The following is a 20,706-nucleotide window of genomic DNA, read 5'->3' as shown; positions in this document are numbered from 1 at the left end:
GGACGGGGTGCGCAAATCCTTCGGTGGTGTGCGGGCGTTGCGCGACGTGTCCTTCTCGCTGCAGCCCGGTGAGGTACACGCTCTGGTCGGTGAGAACGGGGCCGGCAAGTCGACCCTGATCAAGGTCATGACGGGCGTCTACCAGCCGGACGCCGGGTCGGTGCTGTTCGACGGTTCCTCCGTCGCCTTCGGCAGCCCGCTCGAGGCGCAGGACGCCGGCATCTCCACGATCTACCAGGAGATCAACCTGGTGCCGTTGATGAGCGTGGCGCGCAACCTGTTCCTCAACCGGGAGCCGAGGCGGGCCGGTCTCATCGACTCGGCCCGGATGCGGCGCGAGGCCCGTGCGGTCCTGCGGGAGTTCGGCATCGACGTGAACGTGTCACGTCCGCTGCGGTCGCTCGGCCTGGGTGCGCAGCAGATGGTGGCCATCGCGCGGGCGGTCCAGATCGACGCCCGGGTGGTGATCATGGACGAGCCCACGTCGTCGCTCGAGGCCCGTGAGGTCGAGACGCTCTTCCGCGTGATCGGTCGGCTCAAGGAGCGCGGCATCGCGATCGTGTACGTCAGCCACCGGCTCGACGAGCTCTACGCCATCTGCGACCGCGCCACCATCATGCGCGACGGCGAGGTGGTGCACGTCGCGCCGATGGCCGAGCTCGACCGCATGCGCCTGGTCGCGCTGATGCTGGGTCGTGACGTCGCGGAGGTGCGCCGTGAGGGTGCGACCGCGTTCTCGACCGAGCGCGGCACCGACGCGCCGCCGGTCCTGCGCGCCCACGACCTGACGCGACGTCACCAGCTCGACCACGTCGACGTCGAGATCCGGCCCGGCGAGGTCGTCGGTCTCGGTGGGCTGCTGGGCTCCGGGCGCAGCGAGACGGCCAAGGCCATCTCGGGTTCCCTGCGGATCGAGGAAGGCAGCATCGAGGTCGCGGGCAAGCCCGTGCACGCCCGCTCGACGGCCGGCGCCATCAAGGCCGGCATCGTCATGCTGCCCGAGGACCGCAAGAGCGAGGGCATCGTGCCGAACCTGTCGGTGCGCGAGAACATCGTCCTCGCGGCCCTGCCGCGCATCTCGCGCGGCGGTCTCGTCAGCCGCAAGAAGCAGGACGAGATCGTCGACTTCTTCTTCACTCGGCTCAACATCAAGGCGTCGAGCCCGGAGCAGAAGGTGTCCGAGCTGTCCGGCGGCAACCAGCAGAAGGTCATGCTCGCGCGCTGGCTGTGCCTGCGTCCGAAGGTGCTGCTGCTCGACGAGCCCACCCGCGGCATCGACGTCGGCGCCAAGGCCGAGGTCCAGTCCGTGATCGACGAGCTGGCCGAGGAGGGTCTGGGCGTTCTGCTCATCTCCTCCGAACTCGACGAGCTGCTCGAGGGGTCGGACCGGGTCATCGTGCTCAAGGACGGCGCGGTCGTGGACACCCTGTCGGGCAGCGACGTCAACGAAGGGGCACTGATGAACGCGTTGGCCGCCGAGGCGGATCTCGACGCCGCCGACGACACCGCCGACGGGAAGCAGCCATGACCGAGGCGCGCGTCCGCCCGGGGATCGCCGGCCTGGACTTCGACCGCGACCGCGTCGTCGTGGCGCTGCAGCGGTACGGGGTCTACGCCGCGATCCTCATCCTGCTCGTCGTCGACACGGCGCTCTCGTCGCACTTCCTGTCGGTCAGCAACCTGCGGGTGCAGCTCTACCAGGTCGTGCCGGTCCTGGTCGTGGCTCTCGGGATGGCGCTGGTCATCGGCACCGAGGGCATCGACCTGTCGGTGGGCGCGGTGATCGCGCTGGCTTCGGCCTTCATCCCCCTCTACCTGGGGTACGGGGTCGGGCTCGCCATCGTCACCGCCCTGCTCGCCGGTGCGGTGTCGGGTTTCGTGGCCGGGCTGATGGTCGCCGTCGTCAACGTGCAACCCATCGTCGCGACGCTGGCGCTGATGATCGGCCTGCGCGGTATCGCCGTGATCCTCAACGGCGCGTCGGCCAAGCCCATCACCGACGCGACGATCAACGGGCTCGGGCTCGACCTGCTCGGCGGCATCCCCAAGATGGCGTGGATCGCGCTGATCCTCGTGGCCATCGTCGGGTTCGTGGTCCGCTACACCCGGTTCGGCCGTCAGCTGGTGGCCATCGGCGACAACCGGCGGGCCAGTCAGCTCGCCGGGCTGCCGGTCAAGCGCATCCTGCTCACGGTCTACATCATCTCGGGGGTGCTCGCGGCGCTCGCCGGCATCCTGATCACCGGGTACGGGGCCGAGGCCGACCCGTCGAACTACGGCCTGAACTACGAGTTGTCGGCGATCACCGCGGTGGTCGTGGGTGGCACGCCGCTCACCGGCGGCCGCATCCGGGTGCTGGGCACCGTCGCCGGCGCACTGTTCATGCAGCTGCTCACCGCGACCCTGGTGCAGCACAACATCGCCCAGTCCTACGCCCAGCTCGTGCAGGCGGGCATCATCGTCGTCGCCGTGTACCTCGCTCGTGGACGGAGCGGGAGATGAGCACCGTGGACATGCGCAAGACCGACCCGCCGGTCGCCCCGGACGCCGACGCAGTCACCGTCACCGAAGCCAACCGCGTCGAGCAGGTCACCCGGCTGCTGCGCGAGCAGGGCGGCGTCGCCGTCCTGGTCGTGGTCTTCCTCGCCGCGTCGATCTTCTCCAGCGGCTTCTTCGACACCGGCAACCTGGAGAGCATCCTCGTCGGCAACGCCTACGTGTCACTGCTCGCCCTGGGCATGACATTCGTGATCATCTCCGGCGGGATCGACCTGTCCGTCGGGTCGGTGTTCGCCCTCGGCGGCGTGCTCGCCGCCTACGGCGTCAACCACGGCGGCGGGATCGTGGCCGTCCTGCTCGCGGTCGGCGTGTCTGCCGCCTGGGGGCTCGTCCAGGGTCTGCTCATCGCCAAGGCCCGGCTCGCGCCGTTCATCGTCACGCTCGCGGGCATGCTCGGCGCCCGCGGGTTGCTGCAGGCCATCACCGACCAGGGCAGCAAGACCTACACCGTGCCCAAGGACTCCTGGTTCATCAACATCGGTAACGGCACCTGGGTACCGATCATCACCGTCGTCGTGCTGTTCGTCCTCGGCGCCGTGGTGCTGCTGCGCACCCGCTACGGCCAGTCGCTGTTCGCCATCGGCGGGAACGAGAACGCGGCCGTGCTGATGGGCCTGCCGGTGCTGCGCAACAAGGTGCTGGTCTACGTGCTGTCGGCGACGCTCGCGGGCAGCGCAGGTGCGCTGAACGCCTCGCGACTGCAGTCCGGCGTCACCAACATCGGCGTCGGCTACGAGCTCACGGCCATCGCGGCAGTGATCATCGGCGGCACCCTGCTGTCGGGTGGCGCGGGTTCGGTCAGCGGCACCGCCGCGGGCGTGCTGCTGCTCGCGATCATGCAGAACCTCATCGGCGTCCACCTGTCGAAGTACGGCTCGTCCGCCTCCGATGCGGTCAACGGCGGCTTCCTCGCCGTCGTCGTCATCCTGCAGACCCTGCTCACCAGAGCGGAGCGCATCGAATGAGCGCGACCCGACGTCGCTCCGGTCCCCGCGTCACACCGGTCAGGCTGTCGGACGGTCGCGAACTCATCTACTACGACGAATCCGACGTGCCGGACCGCACCGATCGCGACAAGCGGGACCTGGAACCCATCGAGGTGCGCAGCGAGCTGCGTCGCGACCCGACGACCGACCAGTGGGTCATCATCGCGTCGCACCGGCAGGGTCGTACACACCTGCCGGCCACCGACGCGTGCCCGCTGTGCCCGACCACCCCGGACAACCTCACCGAGGTGCCGGCCCACGACTACGACGTCGTCGTGTTCGAGAACCGGTTCCCGTCGCTGACCATGACGGCCCCGGCCCATCAGTCCGGTGTCGACGAACCGGGTGCCGCCGGCGGAAGGCTGTACGCGCGGCGGCCGGGCGTGGGCCGGTGCGAGGTCGTCAGCTTCAGCTCCGACCACGACACCTCGCTGGCCGCCCTGCCCCCGGAGCGGGTGCGCACCATCGTCGACGTGTGGGCCGACCGCACGCGGGCGCTGTCGGCGCTGCCGGGCGTCGAGCAGGTCTTCCCGTTCGAGAACCGCGGCCGCGAGATCGGGGTGACACTGAGCCACCCGCACGGCCAGATCTACGCCTACCCGTTCGTCACGCCGCGCACGTCGCGCATGCTCGCTGCTGCCGGCGCCCACGCCGAGCGGGCGGGCACCAACCTGTTCGCCGACATCCTCCACGCCGAGCAGGACGCCGGGGACCGGGTGGTGGCCCAGGACCGGTACTGGACCGCCTTCGTGCCCGAGGCGGCACGCTGGCCGGTCGAGGTGCACCTCTACCCGAACCGCCGGGTCGTCGAGCTGACCGAGCTGACCGATGACGAACGGGACTCGTTCGCAGCCATGTATCTCGACGTGCTGCGCTGCGTCGACGGGCTCTACGGTCTGACCATGCCCTACGTCTCCGGGTGGCACCAGGCCCCGGTGCACCGCGGCCGTGACCTCGCCTACCTGCACCTCGAACTGTTCTCGACGCGGCGCGCGCCGGACAAGCTCAAGTACCTGGCCGGTTCGGAGTCGGCGATGGACGTCTTCGTCAACGACGTCGTCCCCGAGCAGATGGCCCAGCGCCTGCGCGACGCGCGCAGATGACGGTGTGGCGGGCCCCCGGGCGGGTCAACCTCATCGGGGAGCACACGGACTACAACGACGGGTTCGTGCTGCCGTTCGCGTTGCCGGTGGGCGTGACGGCGACCGTCGACGCGCGCGACGACGACGTGCTGGCGGTCACGAGCAGCGCCTGGCCCGACGAACGCGTCGAGACCCGGCCGGACGAGCTCGAACCCGGCACGCGTTCGGGATGGGCGTCCTACGCCGAGGGTGTGGTGTGGGCGCTGCGTCGCGCCGGGCACCGGATCGATGGGCTCGAGGTGCACCTGGACGCGGACCTGCCGCCCGGGTCGGGGTTGTCGTCGTCGGCCGCGGTGTCGTGCTCGGTCTCGGGTGCGGTGGCCGACACGTTCGGCGTGCCGCTCGACGACGCGTCGATCGTCGACATCGCGCACAGCGCCGAGAGCGACTACCTGGGTGTTCCGGTGGGCGTCCTGGACCAGAACGCGGTGGTGCGGTGCACAGCCGACCACGCGCTGTTCCTGGACGTGCGGTCGATGGAGTCGCGTCAGGTCCCGCTCGTGCTCGACGGCCTGACCTTCCTGGTGATCGACACCCGGGTGACGCACCGGCTCGCCGACGGCGAGTACGCCAAGCGACGTGCGGAGTGCACGAGGGCTGCCGAACTGCTCGGCGTCCCGTCGTTGCGCGACGTGACCGACCTGGAGTCGGCGCTGCCGCGTCTGCCCGACGACGTGCTGCGGGCACGGGTCCGCCACGTGGTCACCGAGAACCGGCGGGTGCTCAAGACGGTCGCGCTGCTGGAGCGCGGCGACGACGTGCGCGGCATCGGGCCGCTGCTCGACGCGTCGCACCGGTCCCTGCGCGACGACTACGAGGTGTCCTGCGCCGAGCTCGACGTCGCGGCCGCGTCGGCGGTGGCCGCCGGTGCCTACGGCGCCCGGATGACCGGGGGCGGGTTCGGCGGCAGCGCCATCGCCCTGGTCGACACCCGGTCGGTCGACGCGGTGACCTCGGCGGTGGAGCGGGCGTTCGCCGAGGCGGGACACAAACCGCCGAAGGTGTTCCCGGTCGTGCCCTCGGCCGGCGCGCACCGGGAGTCCTAGCCGGGTCCGAGTCCGATTACCGGTGACCGCTCGTCGCAGGTAGTTTGCTGCGATGACGACTTCCGCCCTGCTGTCCGGTCGGGCCGGCCGCAACGACGACCTGGTGCCGTTCACGCTCGCCGACGGCACGGTCATCGGCATCGAGGACACCGGCCCCGCCGAATCGCCCGACGTCATCGTCCTGGTCGCCGGTTGGACGCAGGACCACACGAGCTGGGCCGACGTGGTCGCCAAGGTGCATCAGCTGCGCCCGGACCTGCGCGTGGTGGCCTTCGACGCCCGCGGGCACGGCTGGTCGGACGCCGGGCCGCGGGGCACCAACACGATCGACCAGCTCGCCGACGACGTGGCCGAGCTGCTCACCGGCTACCTCGCGGGGCGGCGGGTGGTGCTGGCCGGCCACTCGCTCGGCGGCCCGATCATCATGGCTCTCGCCGAACGGCACCCGGGTGTCCTGGCCGACCAGGTCGTCGGCGTGGCCATGGTCGCCACGAGCGCGGCGCACCTCGGTCACGACGTCTTCGGCCTGTCCGCGCGGCTCACCGCGCCGGCGATGCTGATCACCCCGTTCGTCACCCGCATCCGGCGCATGTCGCGCGCCAGGGTCAACCTGCGGCACCCGCAGCTGATCGCCGGTTTCATCCGGCAGGGCTTCTTCGGGCCGGGTGCGGCCACACCGCGCAACCGCATGCGCACGGCCGCGCAGACCTCCCGCGCGCATCCGGTCACGACGGCGGCGCTCGTCGACGAGATGCTGCACCACGACCGGACGCACACCCTGGCCGCACTCGACCGCACGCCGACCGTGGTGCTGGTCGGTACGAAGGACGGGCTGACGCCGGTGGCGCACTCGCGGGCGATCGTCGACGCCATGCCGAACGCCGAGCTCGTCGTGTACCCGCGGGCCGGGCACATGCTGCCCTACGAACGCCCGGCCGAGGTCGCCGAACAGCTCGTCGCGCTGGTCGACCGTCGCGCGACCGCCTGAACGGATCGGGACCGGTCGGGACCGGTCACGTCGGTCACCACCCGGGAGATCATCACGCGTTCTGCCGGGCTGCAGACCTGCTGAGCGCGTGTCGATCACGAACCGCGACCCTCTTGTGTCGGCTACGGGGTGTCCACCAGCGCCGAGTAGACGAGCTGGCGCAGCTGCGAGCGCAGCGGGTAGGCCGACGACGGCATCAGCTGGGTCATGAAGACGGCCGTGATGTCCTCGACGGGGTCGACCCAGAACGCGGTGCTGGCCATCCCGCCCCAGCCGTACTCGCCGGGCGAGCTGGGTGAGTGCATGGCCTGCGGGTCGAGCACGACCGAGAAACCGAGGCCGAAGCCCACGCCCCGGAAGGGCGACTCGGCGAACAGCGCCCGGCCGTAGGTGTCGAGGTCGGCGCCGCCGGGCAGGTGGTTGCGGGTCATCATCCGCAGCGTGCGGTCACCGATCAGCCGGACGTCGCCGAGCCGGCCGTGATTGCGCAGCAGCTGGGTGAACCGGTGGTAGTCGCCGAGCGTCGAGGTCAGGCCGCCCCCGCCGGAGAACCAGGTGGGTGCCACGACGCGCTCGGCCTCGGCGTCGGCCCGGGCGAGACCACCGCCCGGCCGGGCGACGTAGAGCGCGGCCAAGCGGTCCCGCTTGGCGTCGGGCAGCGCGAACTGGGTGTCGGTCATCCCGAGCGGCTCGAAGATCATCGAGCGCAGCGCGTCCTCGAGCGACTGCCCGGTGAGCACCTCGACGAGGCGCCCCAGCACGTCCGTCGACACCGAGTAGTTCCACTCCGTGCCGGGTTGGAACAGCAGCGGCATCGACGCGAACCCGTCCACGACACCGGCCAGATTGTTGGCGGATCCCGTCTCGCCGCCGCGGGCGCGGTACATCGCGTCGACCGGATGAGCGCGGTGGAAGCCGTAGGTGAGCCCCGACGTGTGCGTGAGCAGGTGCCAGACCCGGAGGGGCTCGACGGCCGGCACGGTGACCGGCGCCAGGTCCGAGCCGCCGGCGAAGACCCGCGTCTCGGCGAACGCGGGCAGGTAGCGCGACACCGGATCGGTGAGCTCGAAGGCGCCCTGCTCCCACAGCATCATCGCGGCCAGGGAGGTGACCGGCTTGCTCATCGAGTAGATGCGGAAGATGGTGTCGAGCTCGAGGGGCAGGTTCGCCTCCGCGTCGCGTCGGCCACGCGCGGTCACGTGCGCGATCCGACCGCGCCGGGTGAGCAGCAACGACCACCCGGCGAGCAGCCCGTCGTCGACGTAACGACCGATGCGTGTGTCCAGCCGGGCTAGCCGGTCGGCGGCGAAGCCCAGCTCGCCCGGATCGGTCTCGACGACCGGGACGGCGGACACGGCGGGAGAGACGTCGGTCATGGGCCCAGCATGCCGCGTCCCCTACGCACCGGTCCGACAGGGTGAATTCCGGCGCGGTGATGGCGGGGAGACCGCTCCCTTGGCTACGGTCGGTACGACCCGGACGGCTGGCGTCCCGGACACGACGAGGGGTGGGGACCGATGATCACACTGACGTCCTCGGCGCTGACGCACCCGGGGCGGGTCCGCAAGTCCAACGAGGACAACATGGTCGTCACCGAGCGGCTCGCCGCGGTCGCCGACGGTCTCGGCGGGCACGCGGCGGGTGAGGTGGCCAGCAAGATCGCCGCCGACCGGATGCGTGAGCTCGGCGACCTCCCCGAGCTGCACCCCGACCACATCATCGAGGCGATCGCCGACACCAACCGGCTGATCCTGGACGCGGTGCGCGAGCAACCCGACAACGCCGGCATGGGCACGACCATCACCGGGGTGGCCGCGGTGACCCTGGACGGGGTCCAGCAGTGCGCCGTGTTCAACGTCGGCGACTCGCGTACCTACCGGCTCGTCGAGGGTGACTTCGCCCAGGTGTCGGTCGACCACTCCGAGGTGCAGGAGCTCCAGGACGCCGGACAGATCACGGCCGAGGCGGCGGCGTACTACCCGCGCCGCAACATCATCACCCGCTGCCTCGGGACCGACCCCGCGCCGCTGCCGGACATGTGGGTCTTCGTGCCGAGCGCGGTCGAGCGGTTCGTCATCTGTTCCGACGGCCTCAGCGGCGAGGTCACCGACGAGGCCATCGGTGCCACCGTCCGGGCGCGCACCGACGCCGAGGACGCAGCGGAGGCGTTGCTGCAGCAGGCCCTCGACGGCGGTGGGCGCGACAACGTCACCGTCATCGTCGTCGACGTGCACAACGACAGCCCGGTGCTCGAGGACGAACCGGACCCCGCCGGCGAGGCGGCCGAGGCGGACGCGCCCGCCGGCGCGAGCAGCCTGCCCGCCACGTGACCCCGGCTCCGTCGCTCTAGGCGGGCTGGCCTTCGATGTCCTTCTCGCGCGCACCCGACTACGTCCCTGGCCCCACCGTCGCCCTGGTCGGCGACGGTCTGGCCCTTCTCGTCGACGTCGACCCGACGGGCCCGCAGCTCGCCGCGTGCCGTGCCGCCGTCGCCGAGGGCCGCGGGGTCGACGGTCTGCTCGGCGTGCTCGGTTCGGGGCCGGTGGTGCCGAGCTTCGCCCTCGCCTCTGCCGACGGTGACGGCCTGCGCCTGGTCGTCGGTGGGCGGGGCCAGGCCGAGTTCGCCGGCGGCGTCGCGGCGACCCTGTCCGGTGCCGGCGTGCCCCGGTGGCTCGACCAGCGCCTCGATGCGGCTCCCGACCTGCGGCTGTCGCTCGCCGACCCGTCCGCACCGATCGACCCGTCGTGGCCGCTGCTGCCGATCGCGGGCGGCATCGTGCTCGCGACGGCGATCATCGTGCCGGCGACCGCGTCCGCGTCGGCTGCGGTGTCTGCTCCGGCGCCCGCCGGGCCGCCCGCCGCACCGCCCGCCGGGCCGCCCGCCGGGCACGACCGCATCGACCCGCGCGCGGACACGGGGCAGATCCGCAACGAGGACCCGCCGCCGTCGTCCGAGCCGACCGTGGTCTCGGCGTTGCCGATGCCCGCACCGGCCTACGTGGCCCCCGATCTCGGCGCGCAGGCCCAGGGCGCACCGGTTAGCGGTGCGGCGATGGTGGAGGCCGTCCTGTGCGCCAACGGCCATCTCAACGCCCCCTACGTCGTCGGCGCGTGCCGGGTCTGCGGCGCGCCCGTCCCGGCCCAGCCGCCGTTCGTCGCGCCGCGCCCCGTGTTGGGCGTGCTCGTCCTGCCGTCGGGTGAGTCGGTGCCGGTCGACCGCGACGTCCTGCTCGGTCGGGCTCCGTTCTCTGTCGACCAGGACGCCCCGCACATCGTGACCCTGCCGAGCCCCGAGAACGACCTCTCGCGCACCCACGTGCGGGTGGCCGTCGACGGCTGGCTGGTACAGGTCACCGACCTCGGCTCCACCAACGGCACCGTCGTCACGATGCCCGGGCAACCGGGTGTGCGGCTGCGGGCGCACGAGCCGTTCGTACTGGTGCCGGGCACGATCCTCAACCTGGCCGACGAGGCGTTCGTCCGTTTCGAGGTGCCGGAATGAGCGACGCTGGCGGAGCGAACGGCGGAATGAGCGACGCCGATTTCGAGTACTCCAACCTGAGCGGGCGCTCGCGCGGGGCGTTCCTGACGCTCGCCGGGCGGGTGCTGCCCGGCATCACGCGCGTGCACCAGGACGTCGCACCGTTCGCCGAGGCGTGGCGACGCGACAACCTGGCCGCGCTGGCCGGCGACCGGCCCCTCTGGGTGGCTCTCGGCGACTCGCTGACGCAGGGCATCGGCGCGCCGAGCCATGACCGTGGCTGGGTGGGTCAGGTCCGCGACCGGCTGGCGGCGCAGGGCTTCGACTACGCGGTTCTCAACCTGGGCGTCAGCGGGGCCACGACACGCGACGTGCTGGACCGGCAGCTCCCGGCCCTGGCCAGCGTGTCGGCGCGGCCCGTGCACCCGCCGATCGCGCTGGTCACCCTCATGATCGGCTCGAACGACCTGCTGCGCCCGGCCAACCGGAGGCTGTTGCCGGCGCGCCTGGGCGAGGTGCTCGAGGCGCTGCCGCGAGGGGCGATCGTGACGACGATGCCCAATCCGTCCGCGGCGGCCCGCCGGGCCAACGAGGTGCTGCTGGGCATCGCGCCCGGACGCGGGCTCGTCGTCGCGGAGCTGCGTGACCCGCGGACCTCGTCCTGGCGTGGCAAGCTGGCCGCCGACCACTTCCATCCCAACGAGCGGGGGTACGCCGCACTCGCCGACGTCGTCGGTGATGTCGTGGTGTCCGCAGCCCGAGCGGCCTGAAACCGGCCCGACCATCAGGAGGACCACCGTGCCGGAGTCGCCCGGACCGGTCGACGTGTCGCCCACGCCTCCCGTCCGGCGGGTGCTCACCGATTCGATCGACCGCCGGCTGGCCCGCGCCCTGTCCAACGACGGGCGCAGCACCCTGCGCTCGCTCGCCGAGCTCACCGGGCTGTCCGTGTCCGCGGTGCAGGCGCGGGTACGTCGCCTGGAGTCCGACGGGGCCATCCGGGGTTACACGGCGCTGCTCGACCCCGAGGCGCTGGGGCTGCCGCTGGCGGCGCTGATCGCCATCACGCCGCTGGACCCGGCGCAGCCCGACGACGCGCCGGAAGCCCTGGCCGGGCTGTCCGAGATCGAGGCCTGCCACTCGGTGGCTGGCGACGACGCGTACGTGCTGTTCGTCCGGGTCGCCACCCCGACCGCCCTCGAGCAGCTGATCCGAGAGATCCGCAAGCGGGCGAACGTCTCCACCCGCACCACCGTGGTGTTGCAGACCTTTTTCGAGCATCGGTCCGTCCCTCCCGAGACGTGACAGGAAATTCACCCGCCGTTGTGGCAAGTGGCCGGAAATAGTTCGCTAAGCTCGCGCCATGACCACGCTGAACACCGCCGCGACCGTCTCGCCGGCGCAGGTCCACGAGACCATCGCCCGGCACATGCTCGCCGACGGCTTCGACCTCGTCCTGGACCTCGACGCCTCTGCGGGCTCGACCCTCGTCGACGCCCGTGACGGCACGCGCTACCTCGACCTGTTCACCTTCTTCGCGTCCTCGGCCCTGGGCATGAACCACCCGGCCCTCGTCGAGGACGACGCGTTCCGCGACGAGCTGGCCCGCGTCGCGATGAACAAGCCCAGCAACTCCGACGTCTACAGCGTGCCGATGGCGCGCTTCGTCGACGCGTTCGCGCGGGTGCTCGGCGACCCCGGCCTGCCGCACCTGTTCTTCGTCGACGGCGGGGCGCTCGCCGTCGAGAACGCCTTGAAGGTGGCCTTCGACTGGAAGTCGCGCTGGAACGAGGCCCACGGCATCGACCCCGCGCTCGGCACGAAGGTCCTGCACCTGGAGAAGGCGTTCCACGGCCGCAGCGGCTACACGATGAGCCTCACCAACACCGACCCCAACAAGGTCGCGCGCTTCCCGAAGTTCGACTGGCCGCGCATCCCGTCGCCGTCGATCAACGGCACCGACGACGTGGCCGCCGCCGAGGACGCAGCTGTCGACGCCGCGCGTGCTGCGTTTGAGGCCGACCCGCACGACATCGCGTGCTTCATCGTCGAGCCCATCCAGGGCGAGGGCGGCGACAACCACTTCCGGCCCCAGTTCCTGCGTCGCATGCAGGACCTGTGCCGCGAGTTCGACGCGCTGTTCGTCGTCGACGAGGTGCAGACCGGCGTCGGCATGACCGGCACGGCGTGGGCGTTCCAGCAGATGGGCGTCGAGCCTGACGTCGTCGCGTTCGGCAAGAAGGCCCAGGTCTGCGGCGTCATGGCCGGCGGCCGGGTCGACGAGGTGCCGGACAACGTGTTCGCGGTGTCCTCGCGCATCAACTCGACCTGGGGCGGCAACCTCACCGACATGGTGCGTGCCCGGCGCATCCTCGAGGTCATCGAGGCCGACAAGCTCATCGACCGGGCGGCCTTCCTCGGCGCGCACCTGCTGCACGAGCTCGACGCCCTCGCCGAGGCGCACCCGGTGATGACCGATGTCCGCGGCCGCGGCCTGCTCTGCGCGTTCACGCTGCCGACCGCCGAGCTGCGCGACCAGGTCGTCGCCCACCTGCGCGAGGACGAGCACGTGCTCGCGCTGGGCTGCGGCACCACCAGCCTCCGGGTCCGCCCGGCCCTCACGGTCTCGATCGACGAGGTCGACGCGGGCATGGCGGCCCTGGGACGGGTCCTGTCCGGCCTGGGTCACTGACCGGGGGAGTGGCGTGCGGGACGGTGTGAGCCGTTCCGCACGCCGCGCAACGGGTTCGGCCCGTCAGCGGGTCACGAGCTCGCGCGCGGCGGCCTCGACCTCGTCCTCGCCCAGCAGCACCAGGTCGGCGGCGTCACCCAACGGCACGTAGCTGTCGCGGCTGGCCACCCGGGCCATCCGGCCGGGGAACCGCTTCTCGACGAGCGCCGTCAGCACGCCTTCGCCGACCCCGCCGGCGTGCCGCGTCTCGTCGACGACCAGCACACGCCGCGTCGCGGCCGCGTTGAGCAGGATGTCGTCGACGGGCAGGGGCGAGATCCAGCGCAGGTCGAGCACGCGGACGCCGATGCCGTCGGCCTCGAGCCGGCGGGCGACGCGCAGGCTCATCCGCACGCCGTTGCCGAAGGTGACGATGGTGAGATCACGCCCGTCACCGTGCACCCGCGCCTCACCGATGCCCGCGTGCTCGTCGGTCGAGTAGTCGCCCAGCCATCCGCGGTCACCCGGCTCGTGCAGGTCGCGTTCGTGGTACAGCGCGATGGGTTCGAGGAAGACGCTGACCTGCCCGTCCACCGCCGCCGCCGCGAGGCAGGTGCGCAGCAGGGGCGCGGCGTCCTCGGGTCGTGACGGCACGGCGACGACCAGGCCGGGGATGTCGCGGAGCACGCCGACGGCGTTGTCGTTGTGGAAGTGCCCGCCGAAGCCCTTCTGATAGGCCAGCCCGGCGATCCGCACGACCATCGGGTTGCGGAACGCGCCGTCGGAGAAGAAGCGCAGGCTCGCCGCCTCGCCCCGCAGCTGGTCCTCGGCGTTGTGCAGGTAGGCGAGGTACTGGATCTCGGGGATGGGCAGCATGCCGCTGACGCCCAGCCCGAGGCCGTAGCCCAGGATCGACTGCTCGTCGAGCAGGGTGTCGAACACGCGCGCGGCACCGAAGCGCGCCGCGAGCCCGCGCGTCAGCCCGTACACGCCGCCCTTGCGGCCGACGTCCTCCCCGAAGACCAGGGTCTCCGGACGGGCGGCGAGCGCGTCGGTGAGTGCGGCGTTGATGCTCTGCGCCAGCGTCATCGGGCCGGCCTGCTCCGGGAGGCGGTGGGCGAAGACCTCGACCCGTCGCTCGGGCGCGGCGGGGGTGGTCGCGGCCCGGGCGATGTCACGCCGGTGGCGCGGGGCGAGCGGCGCGATCACCGAGGCGGCGTCGGCCAGCGTCGGGGTGTCGGCGAGCTGGTCGGCGATGGCTGCCGTGCGCCCGGCGATGTGGGCGTAGCGCTCGGCGGGGGCGGCCCCCCCGATGCGCCGGGCGAGCGCGAGCAGCGGGTCACGGGCCCGGTCGGCCGTCAGCTCGCCGGCCGCGCGGTACGCGGTCTCGACGTCACTGCCGGCGTGGCTGAGGTAGCGCACGGTGCGCAGGTGCAGCAGGACGGGGCGACGCCGCCGACGGGCGAGGTCGGCGGCCTCCTGGGCAGTGGCTCGTGCCGCGTCCGGGTCGTCGCCCTCGGCGGCGAGGTAGGTGATCCCCGGCCGCCGTGCGGCCTGCGCGACCCACCCCGCGGGGGTGGGCACCGAGATGCCGATCCCGTTGTCCTCGCAGACGAACAGCAGCGGCAGCGGCAACCCCTGCTCGGCGGTGTAGCCGGCGGCGTTCAGGGCCCCGGCCGCCGTGGAGTGGTTCAGGCTGGCGTCGCCGAAGGAGCAGACGGTGACGGCGTCGGTGGGCCAGCGGCCCGGGACGCCGAGGCGCTTGGCGCGGCTCACGGACATGGCGACGCCGAGGGCGCGGGGCAGGTGCGAGGCGATGGTCGAGGTCTGCGGGATGACGGCCAACGACGCGTCGCCCCACACCTTGTGCCGGCCGCCGGACGCGGCATCGTCCGTGCTGGCCAGCATGCTCAGCAGCACGGCCCGCAGCGCGTCGTCGAGCGACCGGCCGGCCTGCAAGGACCGGGCCAGGAAGAACCCGCCCGAGCGGTAATGCAGCAGGGCCGGATCGGTCGGCCGCAGCGCGGCGGCGACGTAGGCGTTGGACTCGTGGCCGGCCGACCCGATCGTGTAGTAGCCGCGGCCGGTGGCGCGCATGCGTCGGGCGTGGATGTCGAGCAGCCGGCTGGCGGCCATGGCGTCGAACAGGTCGAGCAGGCCCGGGTCGACGGGTTCCGGCCCCGCGGGCTCGAGGGCCGCGAGCTGTTCGCGGGTGTCGTGGTCGAGGACGTCGTGCGGGGAATCCGGAGCCGGGGACACGCCTGCGATCCTGCCGTACCGCCCGAGCGGGCCGGTGCTCCGCCCGGGGCGCTCCCCGTCCGGAACGCGTCTGGCCAAATAGATACGGCAGTTATATACTTTGTTTATGAGAACGCGGCAGCTCGACGTCGGCGCCTTCGCGCTCACGGTGGAGGGGTTGGTGCGCTGGCTGCGCGAGGCGTTGCCCGGCGAGCTGTCCAGCTCGACCGTCGCCACGCTCGGACGGCTGGATCGCGACGGCCCGATCCGAGTGTCCGACCTGGCCCGGCTCGAGCGGATGACGCAGCCCGGCGTGACCGTGCTCGTCAACCGCCTGGCCGGCTCCGGTCTCGCCGAGCGGACGCCCGACCCGACCGACGGCCGCGCCGCGCTGGTGCGCATCACCCCCGCCGGACGGGCGCTCATCGCAAAGCGCCGGCAGGCGCGTGTCGACGCGCTGCGCCACCGGCTGGACGAGCTGCCCGCCGCGGACCAGGAGCTCATCCTGGCCGCGCTGCCCGCGCTGGACCGCCTCATCGATCACCGACCGCAACCCCGCCAGGAGGGATCCGCATGACCGTGCACCACGGCGCGGAGGAGCACGCTTCCAGCCCGTTCAAGCAGCCGAAGGCCGTGTGGGCGGTGGCGTTCGCGTGCGTCATCTCCTTCATGGGCATCGGCCTCGTCGACCCGATCCTGCCTGCGCTCAGCTCCAAGCTGCACGCGTCACCCAGCCAGGTCGAGCTGCTGTTCACCAGCTACCTCGTCGTCACCGCGGTCATGATGCTCGTGACCGGTTGGGTGTCGAGCCGCATCGGCGCCAAGAAGACGCTGATCGCCGGCCTGATGCTCATCGTGGTCTTCGCAGCGCTCGCCGGAACGGCCAACTCGATCGACGGCATCGTCTACTTCCGCGCCGGGTGGGGGCTCGGCAACGCGCTGTTCATCGCGACCTCGCTGGCCGTCATCGTCGGCTCCGCCACCGGTGGGTTCAACGGAGCGATCATCCTCTACGAGACCGCGCTGGGGGTCGGCATCGCGCTGGGCCCGCTGCTCGGCGGCGAGCTCGGGTCCATCAGCCGGCGCGGGCCGTTCTTCGGGGTCGCCGTGCTGATGGCGATCGCGCTGGTCGCCACGGTGTTCCTGCTGCCGAAGACGCCGAAGCCGCAACGCAGGGAATCGATCACCGAGCCGCTGAAGGCGTTGCGGCACCGGGCGTTGGCCACCACCAGCGGCGTCGGCCTGCTCTACAACTGGGGCTTCTTCACCGTTCTCGGGTACTCGCCGTTCCTCATGCAGCCCATCTCGCCGCAGCAGCTCGGCCTCGTCTTCTGCGCCTGGGGTGTCCTGGTCGCCGTCTTCGCGGTCTGGGGTGCGCCGTGGCTCAAGGCCCGCTTCGGCACGGCCCGGACGCTGTACGGCAACTTCGTGCTCATGGCTGCCGACCTCGCCGTCATCGCCATCTGGTGGGACTCCAAGCCCACCGTCATCGTGGCCGTGATCGTGGCGGGAACCTTCATCGGCGTCAACAACACCCTGGTGACCACCGCCGTCATGAGCATCGCGCCGGTCGAGCGGCCGGTGGCCTCCGCGACCTACGGCTTCGTGCGCTTCATCGGCGGTGGGCTCGCGCCCTTCGTCGCCTCGAAGCTGGTGGCCTCCGACGGCAACGCCACCGTGCCCTTCCTGCTCGGGGCCGGCACGGTCCTCGCCGCCGGGCTGCTGCTGTCGACCGTGCACGGCGCGCTGGCCAGGGCCGACGCCGGCGCGTCGGTCCAGCCCGAGCTCGACGAGCTCGACCGCGTCGAGCGCGAGGACGAGGCCGAGGTGTCGGCGGGCATCGGCAACGAGAGCTGAGTGAGCGAGGACACCTGCGGTAGTTAGCCAGGCTAAGTACCGTGGGTGCGGTGCCCGAACTGACCCGTCGCCGACGCTTCCTCATCCTGGGCATCTGCTGCATGAGCCTGCTGATCGTGGGCATGGACAACACGATCGTCAACATCGCGCTGTCCTCGATCCACACCGATCTGCACGCGTCGTTGACCGACCTGCAGTGGACGATCGACGCCTACACCGTCGTGCTGGCCAGCCTGTTGATGCTGGCCGGGTCGACCGCCGATCGCCTCGGCCGGCGGCGCGTGTTCCAGATCGGTCTCGCCGTCTTCGTCCTCGGGTCGCTGCTGTGCAGCCTGGCGCCGACGCTCGGCTGGCTGATCGCGTTCCGCGCCGTGCAGGCCGTGGGCGGCGCGATGCTCAACCCGGTCGCGATGTCGATCATCACGAACGTCTTCACCGACCCGAAGGAACGCGCGCAGGCCATCGGTGTGTGGGGTGGGGTGGTCGGGCTGTCCATCGGCGTCGGGCCGGTCGTGGGCGGTGCGCTCATCGACGCCGTCGACTGGCGCGCCATCTTCTGGATCAACATCCCCATCGGGCTCGCCGCCCTCGTGCTGACCGCCCTGTTCGTTCCCGAGTCCCGGGCGCCGCGGGCCCGTCGGCCCGACCCCGTCGGCCAACTGCTGGTCATCGCCGTCCTGGCCGGGCTCACGTTCGCGATCATCGAATCGCCCCGGACGGGATGGACCTCGCCGGAGACCCTGACCGCCGCCGTCGTCGCGGCAGCGGCGCTGGTCGCCCTGCTGCGGTACGAGCCGCGCCGCACCGACCCGTTGCTGGACCTGCGCTTCTTCCGCAGCGTGCCGTTCAGCGGCGCCACGGTGATCGCGGTGTGCTCGTTCGGCGCGTACGCGGGCTTCCTGTTCCTCAACACCCTCTACCTGCAGGAGGTGCGCGGCCTGCGGCCCCTCGTCGCCGGGCTGTGCACGCTGCCGATCGCGGTCATGACGCTCGTCCTGGCTCCGGTGTCCGGACGCATCGTCGGGTCCCGGGGCCCGCGGGTCCCGCTGCTGCTCGCCGGCGTGCTGCTGTGCGCGGGTGCCCTGACCCTGGTGCCGCTGTCCGCCGACGAGTCCTACCTGCGGCTGATCGCCAGCTACGTCGTGTTCTCGGCCGGCTTCGGCCTGGTGAACGCGCCCATCACCAACACGGCGGTCTCGGGGATGCCGCGTGAGCAGGCCGGCACCGCCGCCGCGGTGGCGTCCACGAGTCGACAGGTCGGGTCCGCACTCGGTGTCGCGATCATCGGGTCCGTGCTCGCGGCCGGACTGAGCGGGTCGCTGTCGACCGGCTTCGTGGCCGCCGCCCGTCCCGCGTGGTGGTTGATCGCGGCGATGGGACTCGCCGTGCTAGTCCTGGGTGCAGCGACGACCGGACGCCGCGCGAACGCCAGCGCCGGCCGCACGGCCGAGCTCGTCGACCCGGGGCTCGAACCCGTCGCGGCGGACTGATCCGCGTCAGCCCCTGTGGCGCAGGTGCAGGGCCCAGGCGATCAGCGGAGCCTGCAACGGCAGGCGCAGGATCGTCCCGGCCCGGTAGGCCGTCGAGTCGCTGCGCCGCGCGTCGAGCGCCATCTTGACGTTGCCGGGCAGCACCGCGGCGAACAGGCCGGCCGCGGCGAGGGCGCCCGAACGCCGCGTCCGCGGCAGGACCACCGCCGCGCCCACGGCGAGCTCGACGACCCCGCTGCCGTAGGTCCAGGCGCGCGGCGGCCCGGGCAGCACCTCGGGGATCATCGCGTCGTAGAACGCGGGCACGGCGAAGTGCGTGACACCCGCGCCGGCCAGCAACGCGGCGAGGGCGGGCGCCGGGGGATAGGGGACGTCCACCCCGGCAGCGTCTCACGCCGTGCGAGCCGGCGCCTCGCTGGAACCGTCGAGTTCGACCTTGCGTTGATACCCTCGCCGGAGCGGCTCAGTCGGGAGGTTCACGTGGCGCTGATGCGTCGGTCCAAGGCCGCCCCGCAGCACGAGTTCTTCCCCGGGTTCACCGACATCGCCGAGATCGGCGTGGGCAGCCTGGCCACCGTCTTCCGCGCCCGTGAGATCGGCACGAACCGCCTGGTGGCCCTCAAGCTGCTCAACGTCAGGGACGCCTCGCCGCGGGCCCTGGAGTCCTTCGAACGCGAGTCGGTCGCGCTCGGAGCAGTCAGCTCGCATCCCAACATCGTCACGCTGTACCGCACGTTCCGGGCGGCCGATCAGCGACCGGTGCTCGTACTCGAGCTGTGCCACGGCTCCATCGCCGACCGCATGCCCACCGACGCCGGGCTCCCGGTCGCCGAGGTCGTGGCGCTCGGCATCAAGATCGCCGGCGCGCTGGAGACCGCCCACCGGGCCGAGATCCTGCACCGCGACGTCAAGCCGCAGAACATCCTGATCACCGAGTTCGGGGAACCCGCGCTCGCCGACTTCGGCGTCGCGATGCTGCAGTCCTCGACCCAGACGACGGCCGGGCTGTTCGACTTCACGACGTTGCACGCGGCGCCGGAGCTGCTCGAGGGCGGCGCGACGTCCGCGGCCACCGACGTCTACGAGCTCGCGTCCACGCTCTACCAGCTGATCGCCGGTCGCGCCGCGTTCCGTGCCTACGAGGGGGAGTCGCCCGCCTCGGTCATCCTCCGGATCCTGCGCGACCCGGTGCAGCCGCTGGTGAACAGCCAGGCGCCGCCGTCGTTGTCGGACCTGCTGCTGCACGCGATGTCGAAGGACCAGGGCAGCCGACCGCCGACCGCGGCGGAGTTCGCCGCGGGGCTCGCCGGTGTCGAGGTCGAGTACGGGTGGCCACGTACCCAGTTCCTGATCCGCGACATCGGCGGGGGGACCTCGGGCCTGCCCACCTACACCCGCCTGCCCGACGCCGGACAGCAGGCCGCACCCGACTTCGCGGCACCGGCGTCCGCGGCTCCGCCCGTCCCACCCGCGGAGCCGGCCCAAGCCGTGCCGGAAGACGACTGGTCGACGCCGACCGTGTCGGGCCGCCCCGTCGAGCACCCGCCGGCGCCCGCGATGGACCCCCGCCCGACGAACGAGCGTGTTCTTCCGGACCCTGCCGAGCTCGGGCCCGTGGTCGCGCCGTTCGACGAGTTCGTCGACGACGCTGTCGTCGACGAGCCCGTCGACGAGGCCGGTGTCGATGAGCCCGTCGACGAGGCCGCTGCCTCCACCGAGAGCGACGGATGGTCCGAGGTTCACCTCGTGCAGGCGCACGTCGAGCCGCCGTCCGATTCCGGCGACCCGTCAGACCTCGTCGAGCCCGTCGCCGCAGCGGAACCGGCGACGTCGACGGGTGTCGCGGCGGCCGCAGCCTGGGAGCCGCCACCGCCGCCCGACGTGGTCGACGCCGAGGTGCCGCGGCCGGCGAACCCCGACACCCGGGAGGTGAAGCTGGCCAACCGCGAAGCGTTGCTCGCTGCCCCCGCGGCCGCCCAAGCTGACCGGCTCGAGGCGGAGCGTGTCGAGGCGGAGCGTGTCGAGGCGGAGCGTGTCGAGGCGGAACGGGTCGAGGCGGAGCGGGTCGAGGCGGAGCGGGTCGAGGCGGAGCGGGTCGAGGCGGAGCGGGTCGAGGCGGAGCGTCTTGAGGCGGAGCGTCTTGAGGCGGAGCGGGTCGAGGCGGAGCGGGTCGAGGCGGAGCGTGTCGAGCAGGAACGCGTCGAAGCCGAACGCGTCGAAGCCGAACGCGTCGAAGCCGAACGCGTCG

Annotated in this window: 18 protein-coding genes; 15 read left to right on the top strand and 3 right to left on the bottom strand. The window is 72.0% G+C overall.

Annotation, left to right across the window (positions count from 1 at the left end; all coding sequences use genetic code 11):
* Positions 1-7 precede the first annotated feature (7 nt).
* Genes ACFFCA_RS09680 through ACFFCA_RS09655 form a run of 6 tightly spaced genes read left to right on the top strand, consistent with a single transcriptional unit; the run spans position 8 to position 6,721 of the window.
* Positions 8-1,528: a sugar ABC transporter ATP-binding protein gene (locus tag ACFFCA_RS09680; protein WP_375484164.1), complete on the top strand. Its 1,521-nt coding sequence runs from the start codon at positions 8-10 to the stop codon at positions 1,526-1,528.
* Positions 1,525-2,502 (top strand): ABC transporter permease, encoded by a 978-nt coding sequence (locus tag ACFFCA_RS09675; RefSeq protein WP_375484162.1) that lies wholly within the window; start codon positions 1,525-1,527, stop codon positions 2,500-2,502. Before ACFFCA_RS09680 ends, ACFFCA_RS09675 begins: the two co-directional genes overlap by 4 nt.
* Positions 2,499-3,524 carry an ABC transporter permease gene (locus ACFFCA_RS09670; protein WP_375484160.1) on the top strand — a complete coding sequence of 342 codons (1,026 nt, stop codon included), beginning with the start codon at positions 2,499-2,501 and terminating at the stop codon, positions 3,522-3,524. The genes ACFFCA_RS09675 and ACFFCA_RS09670 overlap by 4 nt, the downstream gene beginning before the upstream one ends.
* Positions 3,521-4,648 carry a galactose-1-phosphate uridylyltransferase gene (gene galT, locus ACFFCA_RS09665; RefSeq protein ID WP_375484158.1) on the top strand — a complete coding sequence of 376 codons (1,128 nt, stop codon included), beginning with the start codon at positions 3,521-3,523 and terminating at the stop codon, positions 4,646-4,648. The genes ACFFCA_RS09670 and galT overlap by 4 nt, the downstream gene beginning before the upstream one ends.
* The gene (gene galK, locus ACFFCA_RS09660; RefSeq protein WP_375484156.1) at positions 4,645-5,733 is read left to right on the top strand and encodes a galactokinase; all 1,089 of its coding nucleotides are present in this window, start codon (positions 4,645-4,647) and stop codon (positions 5,731-5,733) included. Before galT ends, galK begins: the two co-directional genes overlap by 4 nt.
* A 52-nt stretch (positions 5,734-5,785) precedes the next feature.
* Complete coding sequence (locus tag ACFFCA_RS09655) at positions 5,786-6,721, top strand: alpha/beta fold hydrolase (protein ID WP_375484155.1); 936 nt, start codon at positions 5,786-5,788, stop codon at positions 6,719-6,721.
* Between the two features lie 122 nt (positions 6,722-6,843).
* Here ACFFCA_RS09655 and ACFFCA_RS09650 read toward each other — a convergent pair whose 3' ends face one another.
* On the bottom strand, positions 6,844-8,097 hold the full coding sequence (locus ACFFCA_RS09650; RefSeq protein WP_375484153.1) for a serine hydrolase domain-containing protein: 1,254 nt from the start codon (positions 8,095-8,097) through the stop codon (positions 6,844-6,846).
* A gap of 141 nt (positions 8,098-8,238) precedes the next feature.
* On the opposite strand from ACFFCA_RS09650, the gene ACFFCA_RS09645 reads away from it, so the two are divergent.
* Genes ACFFCA_RS09645 through lat form a run of 5 tightly spaced genes read left to right on the top strand, consistent with a single transcriptional unit; the run spans position 8,239 to position 12,894 of the window.
* The gene (locus tag ACFFCA_RS09645) at positions 8,239-9,051 is read left to right on the top strand and encodes a PP2C family protein-serine/threonine phosphatase (RefSeq protein ID WP_375484151.1); all 813 of its coding nucleotides are present in this window, start codon (positions 8,239-8,241) and stop codon (positions 9,049-9,051) included.
* A 35-nt stretch (positions 9,052-9,086) separates the two neighbouring features.
* Positions 9,087-10,223 (top strand): FHA domain-containing protein, encoded by a 1,137-nt coding sequence (locus ACFFCA_RS09640; protein ID WP_375484149.1) that lies wholly within the window; start codon positions 9,087-9,089, stop codon positions 10,221-10,223.
* Between the two features lie 26 nt (positions 10,224-10,249).
* Positions 10,250-10,972, top strand: a complete 723-nt coding sequence (locus ACFFCA_RS09635) for an SGNH/GDSL hydrolase family protein (RefSeq protein ID WP_375484147.1) — start codon at positions 10,250-10,252, stop codon at positions 10,970-10,972.
* A 28-nt stretch (positions 10,973-11,000) separates the two neighbouring features.
* A complete protein-coding gene (locus ACFFCA_RS09630) occupies positions 11,001-11,507 on the top strand; it encodes an Lrp/AsnC family transcriptional regulator (protein WP_375484145.1) in 507 nt (168 codons plus the stop codon).
* 58 nt (positions 11,508-11,565) lie between these two features.
* Positions 11,566-12,894, top strand: a complete 1,329-nt coding sequence (lat, locus tag ACFFCA_RS09625; protein WP_375484143.1) for an L-lysine 6-transaminase — start codon at positions 11,566-11,568, stop codon at positions 12,892-12,894.
* Between the two features lie 63 nt (positions 12,895-12,957).
* Here the strand turns inward: lat and ACFFCA_RS09620 are convergent, their stop codons facing one another.
* Positions 12,958-15,009, bottom strand: coding sequence for a thiamine pyrophosphate-dependent enzyme (locus ACFFCA_RS09620; RefSeq protein ID WP_375484238.1), 2,052 nt, complete (start codon positions 15,007-15,009; stop codon positions 12,958-12,960).
* A 229-nt stretch (positions 15,010-15,238) separates the two neighbouring features.
* On the opposite strand from ACFFCA_RS09620, the gene ACFFCA_RS09615 reads away from it, so the two are divergent.
* From ACFFCA_RS09615 to ACFFCA_RS09605, 3 genes are read left to right on the top strand one after another with little or no spacing between them, the layout of a single operon-like run.
* Positions 15,239-15,688 carry a MarR family winged helix-turn-helix transcriptional regulator gene (locus ACFFCA_RS09615; protein WP_375484141.1) on the top strand — a complete coding sequence of 150 codons (450 nt, stop codon included), beginning with the start codon at positions 15,239-15,241 and terminating at the stop codon, positions 15,686-15,688.
* Positions 15,685-16,968: an MFS transporter gene (locus ACFFCA_RS09610; protein ID WP_375484139.1), complete on the top strand. Its 1,284-nt coding sequence runs from the start codon at positions 15,685-15,687 to the stop codon at positions 16,966-16,968. The genes ACFFCA_RS09615 and ACFFCA_RS09610 overlap by 4 nt, the downstream gene beginning before the upstream one ends.
* A gap of 50 nt (positions 16,969-17,018) precedes the next feature.
* Positions 17,019-18,458, top strand: a complete 1,440-nt coding sequence (locus ACFFCA_RS09605) for an MFS transporter (protein WP_375484137.1) — start codon at positions 17,019-17,021, stop codon at positions 18,456-18,458.
* A 6-nt stretch (positions 18,459-18,464) separates the two neighbouring features.
* Here ACFFCA_RS09605 and ACFFCA_RS09600 read toward each other — a convergent pair whose 3' ends face one another.
* Positions 18,465-18,836: a hypothetical protein gene (locus tag ACFFCA_RS09600; protein ID WP_375484135.1), complete on the bottom strand. Its 372-nt coding sequence runs from the start codon at positions 18,834-18,836 to the stop codon at positions 18,465-18,467.
* A 111-nt stretch (positions 18,837-18,947) separates the two neighbouring features.
* On the opposite strand from ACFFCA_RS09600, the gene ACFFCA_RS09595 reads away from it, so the two are divergent.
* A partial coding sequence (locus ACFFCA_RS09595; protein ID WP_375484236.1) for a protein kinase occupies positions 18,948-20,706 on the top strand: 1,759 nt, incomplete at its 3' end.

This window comes from uncultured Jatrophihabitans sp. (genome assembly GCF_964252635.1).
Lineage (GTDB): Bacteria > Actinomycetota > Actinomycetes > Mycobacteriales > Jatrophihabitantaceae > Jatrophihabitans.
The sequence above is the reverse complement of the archived record's forward strand: the minus strand, read 5'-3'. Positions and strand labels throughout refer to the sequence as shown.

Excerpts from the sequence above, each read along its gene's own strand:
- ACFFCA_RS09675 (WP_375484162.1), top strand. The coding sequence starts at position 1,525 with ATGACCGAGGCGCGCGTCCGCCCGGGGATCGCCGGCCTGGACTTCGAC.
- ACFFCA_RS09670 (WP_375484160.1), top strand. The coding sequence starts at position 2,499 with ATGAGCACCGTGGACATGCGCAAGACCGACCCGCCGGTCGCCCCGGAC.
- galT (WP_375484158.1), top strand. The coding sequence starts at position 3,521 with ATGAGCGCGACCCGACGTCGCTCCGGTCCCCGCGTCACACCGGTCAGG.
- galK (WP_375484156.1), top strand. The coding sequence starts at position 4,645 with ATGACGGTGTGGCGGGCCCCCGGGCGGGTCAACCTCATCGGGGAGCAC.
- ACFFCA_RS09655 (WP_375484155.1), top strand. The coding sequence starts at position 5,786 with ATGACGACTTCCGCCCTGCTGTCCGGTCGGGCCGGCCGCAACGACGAC.
- ACFFCA_RS09650 (WP_375484153.1), bottom strand. The coding sequence starts at position 8,097 with ATGACCGACGTCTCTCCCGCCGTGTCCGCCGTCCCGGTCGTCGAGACC.
- ACFFCA_RS09645 (WP_375484151.1), top strand. The coding sequence starts at position 8,239 with ATGATCACACTGACGTCCTCGGCGCTGACGCACCCGGGGCGGGTCCGC.
- ACFFCA_RS09640 (WP_375484149.1), top strand. The coding sequence starts at position 9,087 with ATGTCCTTCTCGCGCGCACCCGACTACGTCCCTGGCCCCACCGTCGCC.
- ACFFCA_RS09635 (WP_375484147.1), top strand. The coding sequence starts at position 10,250 with ATGAGCGACGCCGATTTCGAGTACTCCAACCTGAGCGGGCGCTCGCGC.
- lat (WP_375484143.1), top strand. The coding sequence starts at position 11,566 with ATGACCACGCTGAACACCGCCGCGACCGTCTCGCCGGCGCAGGTCCAC.
- ACFFCA_RS09620 (WP_375484238.1), bottom strand. The coding sequence starts at position 15,009 with ATGGCCGCCAGCCGGCTGCTCGACATCCACGCCCGACGCATGCGCGCC.
- ACFFCA_RS09615 (WP_375484141.1), top strand. The coding sequence starts at position 15,239 with ATGAGAACGCGGCAGCTCGACGTCGGCGCCTTCGCGCTCACGGTGGAG.
- ACFFCA_RS09610 (WP_375484139.1), top strand. The coding sequence starts at position 15,685 with ATGACCGTGCACCACGGCGCGGAGGAGCACGCTTCCAGCCCGTTCAAG.